This window comes from Stenotrophomonas acidaminiphila, assembly GCF_014109845.1.
In the GTDB taxonomy this organism is placed as follows: Bacteria; Pseudomonadota; Gammaproteobacteria; order Xanthomonadales; family Xanthomonadaceae; genus Stenotrophomonas; species Stenotrophomonas acidaminiphila.
The window spans coordinates 335,920-351,712 of the sequence record NZ_CP043567.1 but is presented as its reverse complement, the minus strand read 5'-3'; the positions used below and the strand labels follow the sequence as shown (position 1 = coordinate 351,712).

The following is a 15,793-nucleotide window of genomic DNA, read 5'->3' as shown; positions in this document are numbered from 1 at the left end:
CCGGAAGGTGGCCGCTGGGGTGACGCATGCGCGGGGCCGGCCACGGCGGATACAGCATGCCGTTTTTCGGGCTGATCGCCGGCGCCGCGGTGCCCTAGAATCCGCATTCCCCGGATGGCGGTACCTGTCCCATGTCTGCGCCCCCCACCACGTCGGCTGCTCCACGGAGCGGCCTTGTCGTACTGGCCCTGCTCCTCGTGTACGTGGTCTGGGGCTCGACCTATCTCGGCATCCACCTGGCGCTGGAAGGCGGCATGCCACCGCTGTCGGTGATTTCCGGTACCCGCTTCGTGATCGCCGGCGGCGTGCTGTACGCGCTGCTGCGCTGGCGCGGCGTGCCCGCGCCGACCCGCGCGCAGTGGCCGACCCTGGCGGTGATGGGCTTCAGCCTGTTGTTCCTGGGCAACGGCATGGTGGTGATGGCCGAGCGCGACGTGTCGTCCGGGCTGGCCGCGGTGGCGGTGGCCTCGGTGCCGTTGTGGATGGCGCTGTTCTCGGCATTCCGCGGACAGAAAGTGGCCGGTGGCGAATGGCTGGGCATCGCGGTCGGTTTCGCCGGCGTGCTGTGGCTCAACGCCGGCAGCAGCCTGACCGCGACGCCGGCCGGGCTGGTGTTCCTGCTGGTGGCGCCGCTGGGCTGGGCCGCCGGTTCGATCTGGTCGCGCGGGCGCGACCTGCCGTCGCCGTTCATGACCGCCGCGGCACAGATGCTGTGCGGCGGCGCGATCCTGGTGGTGGCCGGCCTGCTGCGCGGTGAGCGCGTGGACGGGCCGCCATCGCTGCAGGGCATGCTGGCGGTGGGCTACCTGACCGTGTTCGGTTCGATCGTCGCCTTCACCGCCTACGTGTGGCTGCTGCACAACGTGCGCCCGGTGCTGGCCAGCAGCTACGCCTACGTCAACCCGGTGATCGCGGTGGCGCTGGGCGCGTGGATCGCGCACGAGCGCTTCAGCGCCGCCGACATCGGCGCCATGGCGGTGATCCTGGCCGGCGTCGTGGTCATCACCCTGGCCCGGCTGCGCCGCGCATGACGCCCGCCCGCGAGCACCGCAACGGCCTGCTGGCCACCACCCTGGCGTTCGTCATCTGGGGCCTGTTCCCGCTGTACTGGCGCTTGCTGATCGAGGTGCCGTCGTTCCTGATCATCGCCCACCGGGTGATCTGGAGCGCGGTGCTGCTGATCGGCGGCCTGGCCCTCGTGCGCGGCTGGGGCTGGCTGCGCGAGGTGTGGGCCACGCCGCGGCGGTTCTGGCTGCTGGGCCTGTCGAGCCTGCTGATCGGCGCCAACTGGAGCCTGTACATCTGGGCGGTGAATGCCGGCCACGTGGTCGAGACCAGCCTGGGCTATTTCATCAACCCGCTGCTGAGCGTGGTGCTGGGCGTGGTGGTGCTGCGCGAGCGCCTGGGCCGCCTGCAATGGCTGGCGGTGGCGCTGGCGGCGCTGGGCGTGGCCTGGCTGACCTGGCAGAGCGGGCGCGCGCCGTGGATCGCGATCGGCCTGTCCATCACCTTCGGCCTGTACGGACTGCTGCGCAAGCTGGTGGTGGTCGAGGCGGTGACCGGGCTGGGCGTGGAAAGCCTGTTCATGGTGGCACCGGCGCTGGCCTATGCGCTGTGGGCCGAGAACGGCCATGGCGGCGGCTTCATTTCCGGCTGGGGCTGGCGCAACGATGCGCTGCTGGTGATGGCGGGCGTGGTCAGCGCAGTGCCGCTGATCGCCTTCGCCTACGGCGTGCGCCGCATCCCGCTGTCGGTGGTCGGGCTGCTGCAGTACATCGGCCCGACGTTGCAGTTCCTGATCGGCGTGCTGGTCCTGCACGAACCGTTCGCATCCTCGCAGCTGGTCGGCTTCGGCCTGATCTGGGCCGGGCTGGCGGTGTTCGCCGTCGCCGGCGTGCGCGCGGCCGCGCGCTCACGCCAGCGGGCGGCCGCGGCCTAGGCGCCCCCCCGGTCGCGACGCGCCGGCCACGCGACCGGCCGCGATCATCGATGCCGCTCCGGCGGAGTCGTTGCCGCCATGCGCGTTGGCCCGGGCGCGGCGGGCAGCGGGCAGGGCGCGTCATCGTTGCCGGCGCGTGCGAACCAGTCCTGGACCACGCCGCCAAGGCGATCCAGCCGCAGCGGCAGGGTCAGGTGGTCCTCGCCCTGCAGTTCCAGGTAACGCGCCCGCGGTGCGGCGGCGGCCAGGGCGCGGCCCTGCGCCACCGGGATGTGGGCATCGTCGCGGCCGTGCACCAGCAGCACGCATGCCGGCACCTGCGCCAGCGCCTGGCCCACGTCCACGCGGTCCAGGTCGAGGCCGAGCCGGCGGTCGGCGGCGGCGATGGCCGCGTCCAGTCCGCTGCCGCCGTACTGCCAGCGGGCCAGTGGCAGCGCGAGGTAGTCGCCCAGGCGCTCGGGCGGCCGCGACAGCATGTGCGGCACCATCGCGCGGATCGCCTGGCCGGCGTTGTCGAAGGATTCCATCGCCACCACGCTGCGCAGCCGCGGGCCGAGCTCGCGCGCGGCGAAGATGGCGGTGGCCGCGCCGTAGGACACGCCGAGCAGGTGCACCGGGCCGCTGATCTCGCCGCGGGCATCGAGCGCACGCAGCGCGGCGGCCACATCCTCGCCCTCGCGCGTGCCGTAGCCGGACGGCGCCTGCCCGGAGCGGCCATGGTTGCGCAGGTCCAGGGCGATGGTGCGGTAGCCGCCCTGCGCCAGCTGCAGCGCCCATGGCAGCAGCGAGCCGCCGTCCATCATCCAGCCGTGCAGCAGGATCACCGTGCCGCGCGGTGCGGCCGGCGCCGCGTCGGCCGCTGGCGCGCTGGCCTGCATCGAGAACTCGGGGAAGCGCTCGCCCTGGCCGAGATAGCGGTAGCGCAGGCGGTAGTCGCCGGGATCGAAGGCGAGCCAGTGCAGGGCCACGCCACCGCTGCCGGCGACCCTGCCCTGGCGGTGCGGCAGGCGCGCGAGCAGGGCGTCGATGCGCGCGCTGGGCACCATCGGCGAGGTGCCGCCGGGGGCGGCCAGGCGCGCGCTGAGCGACAGCGGTGGCATCGGCGAAGACAGGGCGAAGCCGGCCAGCATCACGCAGACGCCGGCCAGCGCCAGCGAACGCAGCATGGCGGAGATCCGGAAAGGGGAGGACGCCACGGTAGCGGCTGCGCCGCGGCGGCTCTACCGCGCGTCGATGACAGGCGCATGACCGTTGTGTGGTGTTTGGTTTCGCGCCGCGCGCCGGAAAAAGCAAAGGCACCTTGCGGTGCCTTTGCCGGATGCAACGGGTCGGGATCCGGGGATCAGAAGCGCTGCTGGTACTTCATGTACATGAAGCGGCCGATGTCGAAGCCGCCGTAGTAGGTGAAGCTGCTGTTGGGCTGGCTGTACATCACCGGGCCGACGTGCTTGAAGACGTTGTTCACGCCCAGCGACACGGTGCCGTTCCACGGCAGGCTGTAGCGCACCTGCAGGTCATGGAAGGTGTTGGCGCCGACCTTGCGGCTGGGCTGCACGTCGGTGTACGGGGAACGGAAGTCCGGCAGGTTGCACTCCGGGCCGCCATCCAGGTCGTACGAGCACTTCTCCTTCATGCCCGAGTAGTAGCGCGTGGTCCAGCCGATGCCCAGGTCGCCGTATTGCCAGTCGAGGTTGAGGTTGGAGCGCACGCGGAAGTTGCCGCCCCAGCCGGTGAATTCCTCGACCGGGGTGCTGTCCACGTTGTCGCTCTTGCGCGACAGGTAGTCGACGTAGGTCGTGTTCCAGCTGACCGCGAAGCGGCCGATGGCCAGTTCCGGCAGGCGGTAGCGCACGCCGAGGTCGTAGCCGGCGGTTTCCTGGTAGCCGGCGTTGTTGAGCGAGCGGTTCATGCCGCTGACCTGGCCCTTGTTGCTGCCGGAGGTGTAGCGGGTGAAGCGCGAGCATGCCGAGGCGATGCCCTGCACATAGCACTGGTTGAGGATGTCGGTGGCCGACTCGCCGACGATGACGTTGTCGATGCGGATCTTCCACCAGTCCAGGCTCAGGTCCAGGCCGGCGACGAAGTCCGGGCTGTAGACCACGCCCACCGTCCAGGTCTTGGCGGTCTCGGGCTTCAGTTCCGGGTTGGAGCCGGAGGTGAAGTCGGTCACCGCCTGCACGCCGGAGGTGCTGGCCAGTTCGCCGTCGCCGGTCTTCTGGCGGAAGCCGGCGCCCAGGCCGGCGGCGGTGCAGCGTGCGGCCACTTCGGCATTGCGCGCGGCGGCGCCGAACGAGCGGTCGCACGGGTCGGTGATGCGGTCGCGGGTGGTCACGGTGCCGCCGTACAGGTCATCCACGGTGGGCGCGCGGAAGCCGGTGCCGTAGGTGGCGCGGACCAGCAGGTCGTCGACCGGCTTCCACTTCAGGCCGAACTTGCCGTTGGTGGTGCCGCCGAAGTTGTCGTAGTCCGAATAGCGCCCGGCCACGTCCAGCGACAGCTCGCGTGCGAACGGCAGGTCGGCCAGCAGCGGCACCTGCAGTTCCAGGTAGACCTCGTCCAGCGTGTAGTCGCCGCGGGTCGGCTGGCCGCTGGTGCCGGCGATCTCGCCGTTCTGCACCATCAGGTCCGGGGTATAGCTGGCTTCCTCGCTGCGGTGCTCCACGCCCATCGCGGCCATGATGTCGCCGGCCGGCAGGCTGAACAGCGAGCCGGAGATGTTGGCGCTGACCACCTTGGTGGTGCTCTGGATGTCATCGACGAAGCTGCGGAACAGGTAATCGCGCACGGCCGGGTCGCCGCTGAGCGAGCCGGGGCTGTTGCTGCCCATCGGCGCCAGCGGGTTCCACGGCACGCAGCCCTGGATCACGTTGTCCGGGGTGCCGCAGCGGGCCACGCCGTTGGCATCGATGAAGGAGGCGCCCACCGCCTTGTTGACGTTGGGCTGGTACATGCTCTGCAGCGTGCGGCGCTCGCCCTCGTTGCGGTTGAACATGTAGCCCACGTTCCAGTCCCAGAAGCGCGAGCCGGTCTCGAAGCTGCCTTCCAGGCCCACGCTGGCGCGCTTGGTGGTCAGGCTGTTGTTGGTCGCGCGCGGGAATTCCTCGGTGCGGTGCGAGAACAGCACGTCCTTGCCCCAGTGGTTGAACGCGCTGTCCTTGGACAGCATCGCACGGGTGCCGCTGGCCGCCTGCGCCGAAGACACCGAGTAGGGGTAGCCCGCCAGCTGCTTGACCGATTCGCGCTCGCTGTACAGCACGTCGGCGACCACGCGCAGGTCGTCGGTGATCTGGAAGCCGCCGTTGGCGAAGGCCGAGCGGCGCTCCAGGCCCGACAGCAACGTCATGTTGGTCTTGGTGTTGGCGTAGGCCGAACGGTCGAGCGGCTTGAAGTCCTCCACCTTCGACGGGTCGCCGCCGGGGCCGACGCTGAGCACCTTGCCATCGACCGTGACCGAGCCCCATGCAGTGGTGCCGTTGAGGCCATCGGTGGGATGGTAGGGGCCGTTCGGATAGGCGGTGAACTCGCGTGCGCCGCCCAGCACCGGGTCTTCCTTCACCTTCTCGGCGCCGAGCGTGACCCAGCCGCGCTCGAAGGTCTTGCCCCAGGTGGCGCTGTAGGCGCGCTTCTGGCCGTCGCCTTCGCCGTACTGGCCGACGTAGGCATTGGCCTGGCCGCCGTCGAAGTTCTTGCGGGTGATGATGTTGACCACGCCGGCGATGGCGTCCGAGCCGTACAGCGCCGATGCACCGTCGGTCAGCACTTCCACGCGCTCGACGATCGCCGACGGGATCGAGCCCACGTCGGAGTAGCCGCCGGCGCTCACGCCCATGCGGCGGCCGTCGACCAGCACCAGGCTGCGCTCGGGGCCCAGGTTGCGCAGGCTGACGAACATGCCGCCGTAGTCGCGCGCCGAGGACAGTGCCGATGCGCGGCTCAGCGCCGGCGCGCCGGCGGCGGTGACATCCTGCAGGATGTCGGCGACGTTGACGTAGCCCTTCTTCTCGATCTCGGCGCGGCTCAGCGCGATGACCGGCTTGGCGCTCTCGACGCTGGCCTGGCGGATGCGCGAGCCGGTGATCTCGACGCGGTCCAGGGTGGTGGTGCCGTCATTGCCGGACTGCGCCAAGGCGGGGACGCTGCATGCGGTGGCCAGGGCCAGCGCGATGGCGGAACGAAGCGGGGTCGACTTCAGGTACATCGGTTTTCCTTTACTGACTACGAAAAAAAAGCGCCCGTGAAGGGCGCCCTGAACAGATGCGATCACCGTTGGGGGAGGGACGCGGCATCCGTGCCATGCAGCTGCGCTGCCCACCGGCTTCCCGGCGGGCGCGCATCATGGACCAAACGGATCGATGCGTGAAGGGGGAAATTCCGCCATTGCCGGCCGCTCGTCGTCACCCGGGTGGGCGGCGCGCGCGCACCGCCCCCCTGGCCGTCAGGTCTCGCGCAACGCGGTGGTGATCGGCAGCCGCGCCGCGCGCAGTGCCGGGAACAGGCCGCCGACCAGGCCGATGCCAAGCGCCCACTTCAGGCCGCTCCACAGCAGCTCGGGCGAGACGTGGAACTTGAACACCACCGCGCTGAAGTTGCTGCCGATGGTGGACACGCTGTAGCCGTTGAACACCAGCCACGCCACCGCGCAGCCGAGCAGGCCGCCGACCAGCGCCAGCAGCATGGTCTCGAGCATCACCGCGGTCACCACCGGCAGCCCTCGGAAGCCGATCGCGCGCATGGTGGCGATCTCGCGGGCCCGGGTGGCCACGGCCGCGTACATGGTGTTGAGCGCGCCGAACACCGCACCGATGGCCATGATCGCGCCGATCACCGTGCCGAGGATGCTGATCAGCGTGTTCAACCCGCCGCCCTGCTTGCGGTAGTAGGCGCGGGTGGTCTCCACGTCCAGCTTCAGCCGCGGGTCGGCCGCCACCGCCGCCTTGAACTGCTCGAAGCCCGGCTTGCCCTCGGTACGCACGCTGATCGACTGGTAGGCGCCGCGCTGGTAGGTGGTGGCCAGCGTCTGCACGTCGGTCCACAACTCCGAATCGTGCGCGTCGCCGGAGGCGAACACGCCCACCACCGTCCACGTCTGGTTGCCCAGGGTGAGGGTCTTGCCCACCTCCATGTCGCGGAACTGGCCCTGCGCGCCTTCGCCGACCACGATCTCGCGCAGGCCCGGCTTGAACTGCCGGCCCTTCACGATCCTGACCTTGTCGTGCACCGCCCAGCCCATGTCGCCGACGCCGCGGAACTGCGCGTTGACGTCGGTGCCGTCGGCGCGCGACACCAGGTTGACCACCTGCGACAGCTCGGCCGACAGCAGCGGCCGGCCCTGCGCGTCGCGCGCCACGCCCGGCAGCGTGCCCAGCAGCGGCACCTGGTCGCGGGTGATGACCGAGTTGGTCTCGGCCTGCGAGCCGCCGCGCAGCACGATGGCGGTGGTGTCGTCGCCGGTGCTGTTGAGCGTGGCCTGGAAGCCTTCGCCCATCGCCAGCATCGCCACCAGCACGCCGACCACGCCGGCGATGCCAACCACGATCACCGACGACGCGCCCCAGCGCTGCGGCAGGCTGGAAATACCGATGCGGGTGGCGGCCAGCGCCAGCCGCCCGCTGCGGGTGAGCGGCAGCCACAGCGCGATGAGCACGGCCACGGCGGCGACGCCGAACCAGGGCAGGGCGATCCAGGCGCCCAGGCCGATGGCGAGCAGCAGGATGGTCAGCAGGTTCCAAAGCCAGTTCCGCGAACGTTGCCGCGGCTGCCGCGGCCTGGGCTTGCGCAGCAGCTTCCATGCGCCGAGGGCAGAGGTGACCAGCAGGGCGATGCCGAGCAGGTGCAGCGATCTGTGCGTGCCGAACTGCAGCAGCGCGAAACCGAGCAACGCGATCAGGCCAGGGACCCACTTCAGTTTGTTCTTCATGGTCTGCTCCTCAGCGCCCGGCCAGCGCGTCGACGATCTTCAGCCGCTTGGCGCGCAGCGCCGGCAGCACGCCCACCACCAGGCCGATCAGCACGATCAGTCCCAGCCCCATGAACCAGGTCTGCAGTGGTACCTGCGGCGGCAGCATGCCCATGGTCTTGGGGGCCATCAGCGGCAGTGCCAGCGCCGCCAGGCCCAGGCCGAGGGCGCCGCCCAGGCCGACCAGCAGCACCGATTCGACCATCACCAGCATCAGCACCGTGCCGTCCTTGAAGCCCAGCGTCTTGAGCGTGGCCAGCTCCGGGATGCGCTCGCGCACCGCCTGCGCCATGGTGTTGCCGGTCAGCAGCAGCAGGGTGAAGAACACCGCGCCCATGATCGAGGTGACGATCATGCCGATGTCGGCGAACTGCTTGATGAAGGCCTGCTGGAACGCCGACTCGGTCTGGCTCTTGGTCTCGTGGTCGGAGTTGGCCGAGATCGCGTCGATCGCCTGGGCCACGCGCGAGGCGTGGTCGGCGTTGTCCAGCGTCACCGTGTACCAGCTCACCTGGTTCTTGATGTAGTCGTTGGATTCGTCGAAGTACTTCCAGTTCATCATCAACTGGCGCTCGTCGTTGGCCGCGGTGGCGGTGTTCTTCGAGTGGAATACGCCCACCAGCTGCAACGGCCAGTCGTTGCTGCCGCCACGCGGGAAGATCGTGGCCTGCAGCGGGATGGTGTCGCCGATCTTCCAGCCGAACTGGTTGGCCAGGCTGGCGCCGACGATGGCGCCGGTGCGTGTGTTGTGGAACGCGTCCAGCTGCTCCTTCGGGAGCTCGAACTCGCGATAGACGTCGAAATAGTTCGGCGCCACCGAGAAGTTGGGGAAGAAGTTCTTCGGGTCCTGGTAGATGCCGCCGAACCACATGCCGTAGGTGACATCGCGCACGCCCTGTACCTGGCGGATCTGCGATTCCAGGCGGATCGGCAGCGACTGGGTGATCGACAGCCGCGAGGCGACGACCAGGCGGTTGGCGCCGGCCACGCTGCTGCCGCCGCTGCTGAAGGCCACGCGGACCGAATCGAGCATGCCGAACAGCAGGAATGCGGTGACCACCGACAGCAGCGTGAACAGGGTGCGGGTGCGGCTGCGGAACAACTGCGCCCATATCAGCGAGAAGTACTTCATGACGCACCTCCCTGTGCGCCGCCCTGCGGGCGGCTTTGCGGTGAAGGGCCGCGATCGTGTTGTCTGTTCATGGCCGCGCTCCTCAGTGCACCGGGGCGTCGACCAGCTCGCCCTTGTCCAGATGCACGGTATGGGTGGCGTACTCGGCCGCCTTCGGGTCGTGGGTGACCATGATGATGGTCTTGCCGTGCTCGCGGTTGAGCAGCTGCAGCAGGCCGAGCACCTCCTCGGCGCTCTGCCGGTCGAGGTCGCCGGTCGGTTCGTCGCAGATCAGGAACATCGGGTCGGAGACGATGGCGCGGGCGATGGCCACGCGCTGCTGCTGGCCGCCGGACAGCTCGTTGGGGCGATGGTCGCGGCGGTCGGCCAGGCCGACCAGGGCCAGCGCGATCTGCGCACGGCGCCTGCGTTCGCCGGCCGACAGGTTGGTCAGCAGCAGCGGCAGCTCCACGTTCTTCTGCGCGGTGAGCATCGGCATCAGGTTGTAGAACTGGAACACGAAGCCGACGTGGTGGCTGCGCCAGGTCGAAAGCTGGCCGGCGCCGAGCTGGTCGATGCGCTGCCCTTCGATGGCGATCTCGCCGCCGCTGGGCGTGTCCAGTCCGCCGATCAGGTTGAGCAGGGTGGTCTTGCCGGAACCGGACGGGCCCATCAGCGCGACGAAATCGCCGCGGTCGATGTCCAGGTCGATGCCGTGCAGCACCTGCACCTTCTCGGGGCCGCGCTGGTAGGTCTTGGTGATGTTGCGGAGGGTGACGAGGGCGGTCATGGGTGGTCCTCTGCGCTGGTGCGGTGGGTGGCGCTGCCGCGCCGTTCTACTTTTTTCTCCCGCCTGGGGCGGGAGCGGGTGAATGGGGGCGATGCTGCGGCGGTTGCGGTTGCGGTTGCGGTTGCGGTTGCGGTTGCATTTGCAGTTGCAGTTGCAGTTCTCTTTTGACTTCTTCAGGCCGTAGAGCGGGCCGAGCACCGCAGCGGGACAGGGGGCGAAGAGGCGCACGTGTCTGAGCGAAGCGAGTTGTGCGCCGCCCCCCTGGCCCGCGAGGAGCGCAGGGAACCGGCGGGCGCAGCCCGACGGATCGCGTCCCGGCCCGTGTTTCTCTTGGTTACTTCTCTTTGCACGGGCAAAGAGAAGTAACTCGCGCCCCGCAGGGGAGCGAAAGCTCTTGATCCTGCCCTTGCCGTTGCTTCAGCTTTCCAGAACTACACGACAACAGCCAAGACGCAGAGCCAAAGCGGGAGCCTGAAAGCAGAGCTTTCACTCCTGCTACGCAGGAGCGAGCCACGTTTCTTTGCTCGTGCAAAGAAACGTGGCCCAAAGAAAGCACGCCCTGCCTCCGCGCCCGACGTGCTACGCGCGCCGGGTCCACTTCGCCGCCGGGATTTTTCGACGAGACATCCCTGTCTCGTCGAAAAACGACGTGCATCCATGCACGTCGCCCTTCGGGTTTTTCCCGCCGGCTCCGTCGCTGCGGAAGGGAACCGGAAATCAAAAGCGGGAGCAAAGTCACGAGCAACAGCAACAACAACAGCAACAGCAGAAATCAGTTTTCAAGCCCCTCTCCCCTCCGGGGGGAGAAGGCACGGCCTGCGCGCCACTGGCGCGCGTGCCTTGGAGCGCCCACGCCGCCAGCGTGGGCCGGGGCGCGGAGCGGGGGTGCGGTGAGGAACGATGGAGCTGGGACGGATCAGCCATCCCCGGCGCCGTGCGTCCTCATCCGCTATCCGGGCACCTTCTCCGTCAGGGCGAAGGGCCTCCGGTTATTGCGCCGCGTCGCCGGCCAGCGCCACCTTGTCGCCGTCCTTCAGTGTCGGCGGCGGGTTCACCACCACCGTCTGTCCCGCCGACAGGCCCGACAGCACCTGCCGGTCCTTGCCCATTTCCATGCCGGTCTTCAGCGCCTGCGCCTGCACCGTGTCGTCGCCGCCGACCACGAACGCCACCGCGTCCTGCCCGCGCTGCACGATCGCCGTCGCCGGCACGCGTACGCCTTCGGGCTTCTTCTCGCCGGCGGCCGCCGGCTTTTCCAGGAAGCTCACCCGCACGCCCATCTCCGGCACGATGCGCGGGTCCTTCACCTTCAGCGCCACGCGTACCTTGACCGTGGCCTTGCCGCGGTCGGCGGTGGGGATGATGGCGATCACCTCGGCCGGGATCTTCCAGTCCGGATAGGCGTTGAGCACCGCTTCCACCGGCATCTTCGGCTGCACCCGGCCGATGTAGGCCTCGCCGACCTCGACTTCGATCTCCAGCGAGTCCATGTCGACGATGGTGCCGATGCCGGTGCGGGTGAAGCCGCCGCCGGCCGACAGCGGCGAGACGATCTCGCCCGGCTGCGCCGCCTTGGCGGTGACCACGCCGGCGAACGGCGCGCGCACCACGTTGTTGTCCACGCCCAGGTCGGCGATGGCCAGCGCGTCGCGGGCGACGCTGGTGTTGTGGCGGGCGGTGGCCAGCTGCGCGCGCAGGCTGTCGCGCTGGGCCACGGACTGGTCGTACTGCGAGCGCGACACCAGCTGCCGGCCGACCAGCTGCTGCAGGCGCTGGGTGTCGGCCTCGGCCTGGCGCAACTGCGCCTGCAGGCCTTCGACCTGGCTGCGCGCGGCGTCGAGCTGGGCAGCGTTGAGCGCGCGCTGCGCGTTGGCGTCGATCGGGTCGAGGGTGGCCATGACCTGGCCCTCCTCCACGCGCATGCCCTCCTCGATCATCACCTCGCGCACCTTGCCGGTGATCTTGGCCGACACGGTGGCCATGCGCCGCGCCACCACGTAGCCGCTGGCGTCGAGCACCGAGGTGCCGGCACTGTCCTGGCCGATGGCGACCACCGGTGCGGTCTCCACCACCACCGGCTTGCCGCGGCTGAAGAAGATGCCGGCGACGATCGCGAGCACCAGCAGCGCCAGCAGTCCAAGCACCCACCACAGCCAGCGGCGCGGGGCGGATGGGCCGGTCGGCGGCGGGGCCGAGCGGTCGATGCGGAGTTCCTTGAGCAGGTCGGCGGAGGTGTTCATCGGTACCGGAACGGGAGGCGGGAAGAAGTGACGGAAGGTAACCCAAACCGGCCCTGGCGGGCTGCCGGTGGCGGGGACCGATTCTAGGTGGCGCGCTTCCACCGCGCAGGTGACGGGTGTCACCCGCCTGGCCTGACCGTCGCCACTGCGGAACCGCGACGCGGCTGGATACCGTGGCGCCATCGATCACGGGAGGCGAGTGGATGGACGCGAGCGGTGAAGTACTGGCGAGCCTGCGCGGGGTGCGCAAGCGCTATGGCGCGCTGCAGGCGCTGGACGGCGTGGATCTGGACCTGCATGCCGGGCAGGTGCTGGCCCTGCTTGGGCCCAACGGCGCCGGCAAGACCACCATCATCGGCCTGTTGCTCGGCCTGCTGCGCGCCGACGCCGGCCAGGTGCGCCTGTTCGGGCAGGATCCGCAGCAGGTGGCGCCACGTCGCGGCATCGGCGTGATGCTGCAGGACGCGGCGCTGCCGCCGACGCTGAAGGTCGGCGAGCTGCTGCGGCTGACCGCCAGCTACTACCCGGCGCCGCGTCCGCTGGCCGAGAGCGCGGCGTTGGCGGGGATCGAGGATCTGCTCGGGCGGCCTTACGGCAAGCTGTCCGGCGGGCAGCAGCGGCGCGTGCAGTTCGCCATCGCCCTGTGTGGACGCCCGCGCCTGCTGTTCCTGGACGAACCCACGGTGGGCCTGGACCTGCCGGCGCGGCAGCGGCTGTGGGCCGCCGTGCGCACGTTGGCCGGCGAGGGCGTGGCGGTGGTGCTGACCACCCACTACCTCGAAGAGGCCGGCCAGCTGGCCGGCCGCGTCTGCGTGCTGGTGCGCGGGCGCATCGTCAGCGACGGCAGTGTCGATGCGCTGCGCGCACGGGTGGAAACCCGGCGGGTGCGCTGTCGTTCCGCCCTGGAGCCCGCGGCGGTGGCCGCCTGGCCGGGGGTGCGCCAGGTACACCGCGACGGCGCCTGGCTGCAGCTCGCCAGCGACCAGGTGGAGATGGTGGTGCGGCGACTGCTCGAGGCCGATCCGGCACTGGCCGGCCTGGAAGTGCAGGCCGCCGGCCTGGACGAGGCATTCTGCGACCTGACCCGCGACCAAGCCGTCGCTTCCTTCGACCCGCGTGAGGCAGCCTGATGGATACCCTGCAATCCTCCTTCACCGGCGCGCTGGCGCCCATGCCGCGCGGCCGGGTGTTCACCGCCTACCTGCAGGAAACACGCGCCGAATGCCTGCGCTACCTGCGCAGCCCGTCGTTCCTGCTGCCGACGCTGCTGTTCCCGGCGGTGTTCTTCGTGATGTTCGGGGTGGTGCTGGGCGGGCACGGCCCGGCGGAGGCGCCGCGCTACCTGCTGGCGTCGTACTCCACCTTCGGGGTGATGGCGCCGGGCCTGTTCGGCTTCGGCATGTCGCTGGCGCTGGAACGCGACAACGGCCTGCTCACCCTCAAGCGCGCGCTGCCGATGCCGCCGGCCGCGTACCTGGCCGGCAAGATGGTGATGGCGATGCTGATGGCCGCGCTGATCAGTGCCGTGCTGCAGGCGCTGGGGCTGGCCCTGGCGCACGTGCAGCTGCAGGTCGCGCAGATGCTCCAGCTGGGCCTGGTCTGCGTCCTGGGCGCGATCCCGTTCTGCGCACTGGGGCTGCTGCTGGGCACCCTGGTCAAGGGCCATGGCGCGCCGGCCATGGTCAACCTGCTGTACCTGCCGATGGCGTTCCTGTCCGGGTTGTGGTTCCCGCTGCAGATACTGCCGCCGCTGGTGCGCGCGCAGGCCCCGCTGTGGCCCAGCTACCACCTCAATGCGCTGGCGCAGTCGGCGCTCGGCTTCGATACCGGCAGCGCCTGGCCGCACGTGCTGTGGCTGGCCGTGTTCACCGCAGGGGTCCTGGCCATCGCCGTGCGCCGCCTGCGCCGCCATGGCTGATGGCATGATCGACGCCTGCGCGACAGGAACCGCCCCGTGAACCACCGCCATATCCCCGCCTGGCTGAAGCCCGCCCCCGATTCGGTGGTGGCCGACAACCTCAAGCTCGGCAAATGGCCCTGGATCGACGCCGTGCACCTGCTGTGGACGGTGTGGGTGTTCATTACCCCGATGTTCGGCGCGGGCTTCACCCTGCACTGGGCGCTGATCACGTTGTGGTCGTATCCGCTGTTCATCGTTCTGTTCGTGATGACCCTGGTGGCGTCGCGGCGCAACGCACCGCTGTTCGCGCTGGCGATGATCGTGCTGTCGATGGCACTGCTGCGCAGCTATCCATCGGGCATGAACTACTTCGTGTTCGGGTGCGTGATGCTGCGCTCCAACCGCTGCATCAGCGTGCGCCGGTACCTGCTGGAGCTGGCGCTGCTCAATACCGGCTTCGTCGCGCTGGCCGCGTGGATCGGCTATCCATGGCAGGTCGTGGCCTGGATCCCGGCGCTGACGGTGATCATCGGCCTGATCGTCAACGTCGAGCGCGCCAGCAGCGAGAAGGACGCCGCGCTGCGCTTGTCGCACGAGGAGGTGCGGCGGCTGGCGGCCACGGCCGAACGCGAGCGCATCGGCCGCGACCTGCACGACCTGCTCGGGCACACGCTGTCGCTGATCACGCTGAAGATGGAGCTGTCGCGCAAGCTGTTCGAGCGCGACCCGGCGCGTTCGCGCCGTGAGCTGGCCGAAGCCGAGCAGATCGCACGCGATGCGCTGGCCCAGGTGCGCAGCGCGGTGACCGGCTTCCGCGCCGCCGACATGGCCGCCGAGCTGGCGTCGGCGCACCTGCTGCTGGAGTCCTCGCACGTGCACCTGCGGCATGCGCCGCCGCCACCGATGCCGGCCTGGATCGAATGCGGGCTGGCGATGGTGCTGCGCGAGGCGGTCACCAACATCGCCCGCCACGCGCAGGCCAGCGAGGCGATGATCGCGCTGCGGGTCGAGGCCGGCACGGTGCTGCTGGACGTGACCGACAATGGCCGTGGCGGCGTATCGGCCAACGGCAATGGCCTGGCCGGCATGCGCGAGCGGGTGGCGGCGCTGGGCGGCACCCTGCGCATCGATTCGCCGCGCGGTGGCGGCACCCGCCTGATGGTGGCCGTACCGATCGGGGATGCCGTGGCCGTGCCGGCCGTCAGCGACATGCCGGGACCGCCGGCGATGGAGGCGCGCGCATGATCCGCATCCTGCTGGCGGAGGACCAGGCGATGGTGCGCGGCGCGTTGTCGGCGCTGCTGGGCCTGGAGCCCGACCTCGAGGTGGTGGGCACCGCCGCCGATGGCGAGGCGGCGTGGCGCGAGCTGCAGCGGCTGGGCCCGGACGTGCTGGTGACCGACATCGAGATGCCGGGGCTGACCGGGTTGGAGCTGGCCCAGCGCGTGCAGCGCCACGGGCTGGCGGTGAAGGTGGTGATCGTCACCACCTTCGCCCGCGGCGGCTTCCTGCGCCGTGCCCTGGATGCCGGCGTGCAGGGCTACCTGCTCAAGGACGCACCGGCGGAAAAGCTGGCCGATGCGCTGCGCCAGGTGCATCGCGGCGGCCGCGCCATCGATCCGCAGCTGGCGGTGGAGGCCTGGTCGGAGGCCGATCCGCTCAACGACCGCGAGCGCCAGGTGCTGCGGCTGGCCGGCGAGGGCCGTTCGGCCAACGAGATCGCCGAACAGCTGGGCCTGTCGCACGGCACCGTGCGCAATTACCTGTCCGAGTGCATCGGCAAGCTGGGCGTGGCCAACCGCATCGAGGCACACCGGCTGGCACGGCAGAAAGGCTGGCTGTAGCCGCGGCCGCGTG

12 protein-coding genes are annotated in these 15,793 nt (G+C 70.0%); 6 read left to right on the top strand and 6 right to left on the bottom strand.

Going from position 1 to position 15,793, the window contains the following annotated elements; translation table 11 throughout:
* The first annotated feature begins 131 nt into the window (after positions 1-131).
* Together yedA and rarD are read left to right on the top strand one after the other, a co-directional pair.
* The gene (gene yedA, locus F0P95_RS01860) at positions 132-1,031 is read left to right on the top strand and encodes a drug/metabolite exporter YedA (RefSeq protein ID WP_182335471.1); all 900 of its coding nucleotides are present in this window, start codon (positions 132-134) and stop codon (positions 1,029-1,031) included.
* Positions 1,028-1,939, top strand: coding sequence for an EamA family transporter RarD (rarD, locus tag F0P95_RS01855; protein ID WP_182335470.1), 912 nt, complete (start codon positions 1,028-1,030; stop codon positions 1,937-1,939). The genes yedA and rarD overlap by 4 nt, the downstream gene beginning before the upstream one ends.
* A 44-nt stretch (positions 1,940-1,983) precedes the next feature.
* On the opposite strand, the gene F0P95_RS01850 is transcribed toward rarD, so the two are convergent.
* From F0P95_RS01850 to F0P95_RS01825, 6 genes are all read right to left on the bottom strand, one after another.
* Positions 1,984-3,105, bottom strand: a complete 1,122-nt coding sequence (locus tag F0P95_RS01850) for an alpha/beta fold hydrolase (protein WP_182335469.1) — start codon at positions 3,103-3,105, stop codon at positions 1,984-1,986.
* Positions 3,106-3,281: 176 nt separating this feature from the next.
* The gene (locus F0P95_RS01845) at positions 3,282-6,137 is read right to left on the bottom strand and encodes a TonB-dependent receptor (RefSeq protein WP_182335468.1); all 2,856 of its coding nucleotides are present in this window, start codon (positions 6,135-6,137) and stop codon (positions 3,282-3,284) included.
* 237 nt (positions 6,138-6,374) lie between these two features.
* On the bottom strand, positions 6,375-7,856 hold the full coding sequence (locus F0P95_RS01840) for an ABC transporter permease (protein WP_232528735.1): 1,482 nt from the start codon (positions 7,854-7,856) through the stop codon (positions 6,375-6,377).
* A 10-nt stretch (positions 7,857-7,866) separates the two neighbouring features.
* On the bottom strand, positions 7,867-9,027 hold the full coding sequence (locus tag F0P95_RS01835) for an ABC transporter permease (protein WP_182335467.1): 1,161 nt from the start codon (positions 9,025-9,027) through the stop codon (positions 7,867-7,869).
* Between the two features lie 82 nt (positions 9,028-9,109).
* Positions 9,110-9,796, bottom strand: a complete 687-nt coding sequence (locus F0P95_RS01830; RefSeq protein WP_104939792.1) for an ABC transporter ATP-binding protein — start codon at positions 9,794-9,796, stop codon at positions 9,110-9,112.
* Positions 9,797-10,785: 989 nt separating this feature from the next.
* A complete protein-coding gene (locus F0P95_RS01825) occupies positions 10,786-12,036 on the bottom strand; it encodes an efflux RND transporter periplasmic adaptor subunit (RefSeq protein WP_182335466.1) in 1,251 nt (416 codons plus the stop codon).
* Positions 12,037-12,239: 203 nt separating this feature from the next.
* On the opposite strand from F0P95_RS01825, the gene F0P95_RS01820 reads away from it, so the two are divergent.
* The 4 genes from F0P95_RS01820 to F0P95_RS01805 are packed head-to-tail and all read left to right on the top strand — an operon-like array spanning position 12,240 to position 15,780.
* Complete coding sequence (locus F0P95_RS01820; RefSeq protein ID WP_182335465.1) at positions 12,240-13,166, top strand: ABC transporter ATP-binding protein; 927 nt, start codon at positions 12,240-12,242, stop codon at positions 13,164-13,166.
* On the top strand, positions 13,166-13,954 hold the full coding sequence (locus F0P95_RS01815; protein WP_232528734.1) for an ABC transporter permease: 789 nt from the start codon (positions 13,166-13,168) through the stop codon (positions 13,952-13,954). Before F0P95_RS01820 ends, F0P95_RS01815 begins: the two co-directional genes overlap by 1 nt.
* 36 nt (positions 13,955-13,990) lie before the next feature.
* Positions 13,991-15,181 carry a sensor histidine kinase gene (locus F0P95_RS01810; RefSeq protein ID WP_232528733.1) on the top strand — a complete coding sequence of 397 codons (1,191 nt, stop codon included), beginning with the start codon at positions 13,991-13,993 and terminating at the stop codon, positions 15,179-15,181.
* Positions 15,178-15,780, top strand: coding sequence for a response regulator transcription factor (locus tag F0P95_RS01805; protein ID WP_054667956.1), 603 nt, complete (start codon positions 15,178-15,180; stop codon positions 15,778-15,780). The genes F0P95_RS01810 and F0P95_RS01805 overlap by 4 nt, the downstream gene beginning before the upstream one ends.
* Positions 15,781-15,793 lie beyond the last annotated feature (13 nt).

Coding starts and splice junctions, on each gene's coding strand:
- F0P95_RS01805 (WP_054667956.1), top strand. CDS start 15,178: ATGATCCGCATCCTGCTGGCGGAGGACCAGGCGATGGTGCGCGGCGCG.
- F0P95_RS01815 (WP_232528734.1), top strand. CDS start 13,166: ATGGATACCCTGCAATCCTCCTTCACCGGCGCGCTGGCGCCCATGCCG.
- F0P95_RS01850 (WP_182335469.1), bottom strand. CDS start 3,105: ATGCTGCGTTCGCTGGCGCTGGCCGGCGTCTGCGTGATGCTGGCCGGC.
- F0P95_RS01825 (WP_182335466.1), bottom strand. CDS start 12,036: ATGAACACCTCCGCCGACCTGCTCAAGGAACTCCGCATCGACCGCTCG.
- rarD (WP_182335470.1), top strand. CDS start 1,028: ATGACGCCCGCCCGCGAGCACCGCAACGGCCTGCTGGCCACCACCCTG.
- F0P95_RS01840 (WP_232528735.1), bottom strand. CDS start 7,856: ATGAAGAACAAACTGAAGTGGGTCCCTGGCCTGATCGCGTTGCTCGGT.
- F0P95_RS01845 (WP_182335468.1), bottom strand. CDS start 6,137: ATGTACCTGAAGTCGACCCCGCTTCGTTCCGCCATCGCGCTGGCCCTG.
- yedA (WP_182335471.1), top strand. CDS start 132: ATGTCTGCGCCCCCCACCACGTCGGCTGCTCCACGGAGCGGCCTTGTC.
- F0P95_RS01835 (WP_182335467.1), bottom strand. CDS start 9,027: ATGAAGTACTTCTCGCTGATATGGGCGCAGTTGTTCCGCAGCCGCACC.
- F0P95_RS01830 (WP_104939792.1), bottom strand. CDS start 9,796: ATGACCGCCCTCGTCACCCTCCGCAACATCACCAAGACCTACCAGCGC.
- F0P95_RS01820 (WP_182335465.1), top strand. CDS start 12,240: ATGGACGCGAGCGGTGAAGTACTGGCGAGCCTGCGCGGGGTGCGCAAG.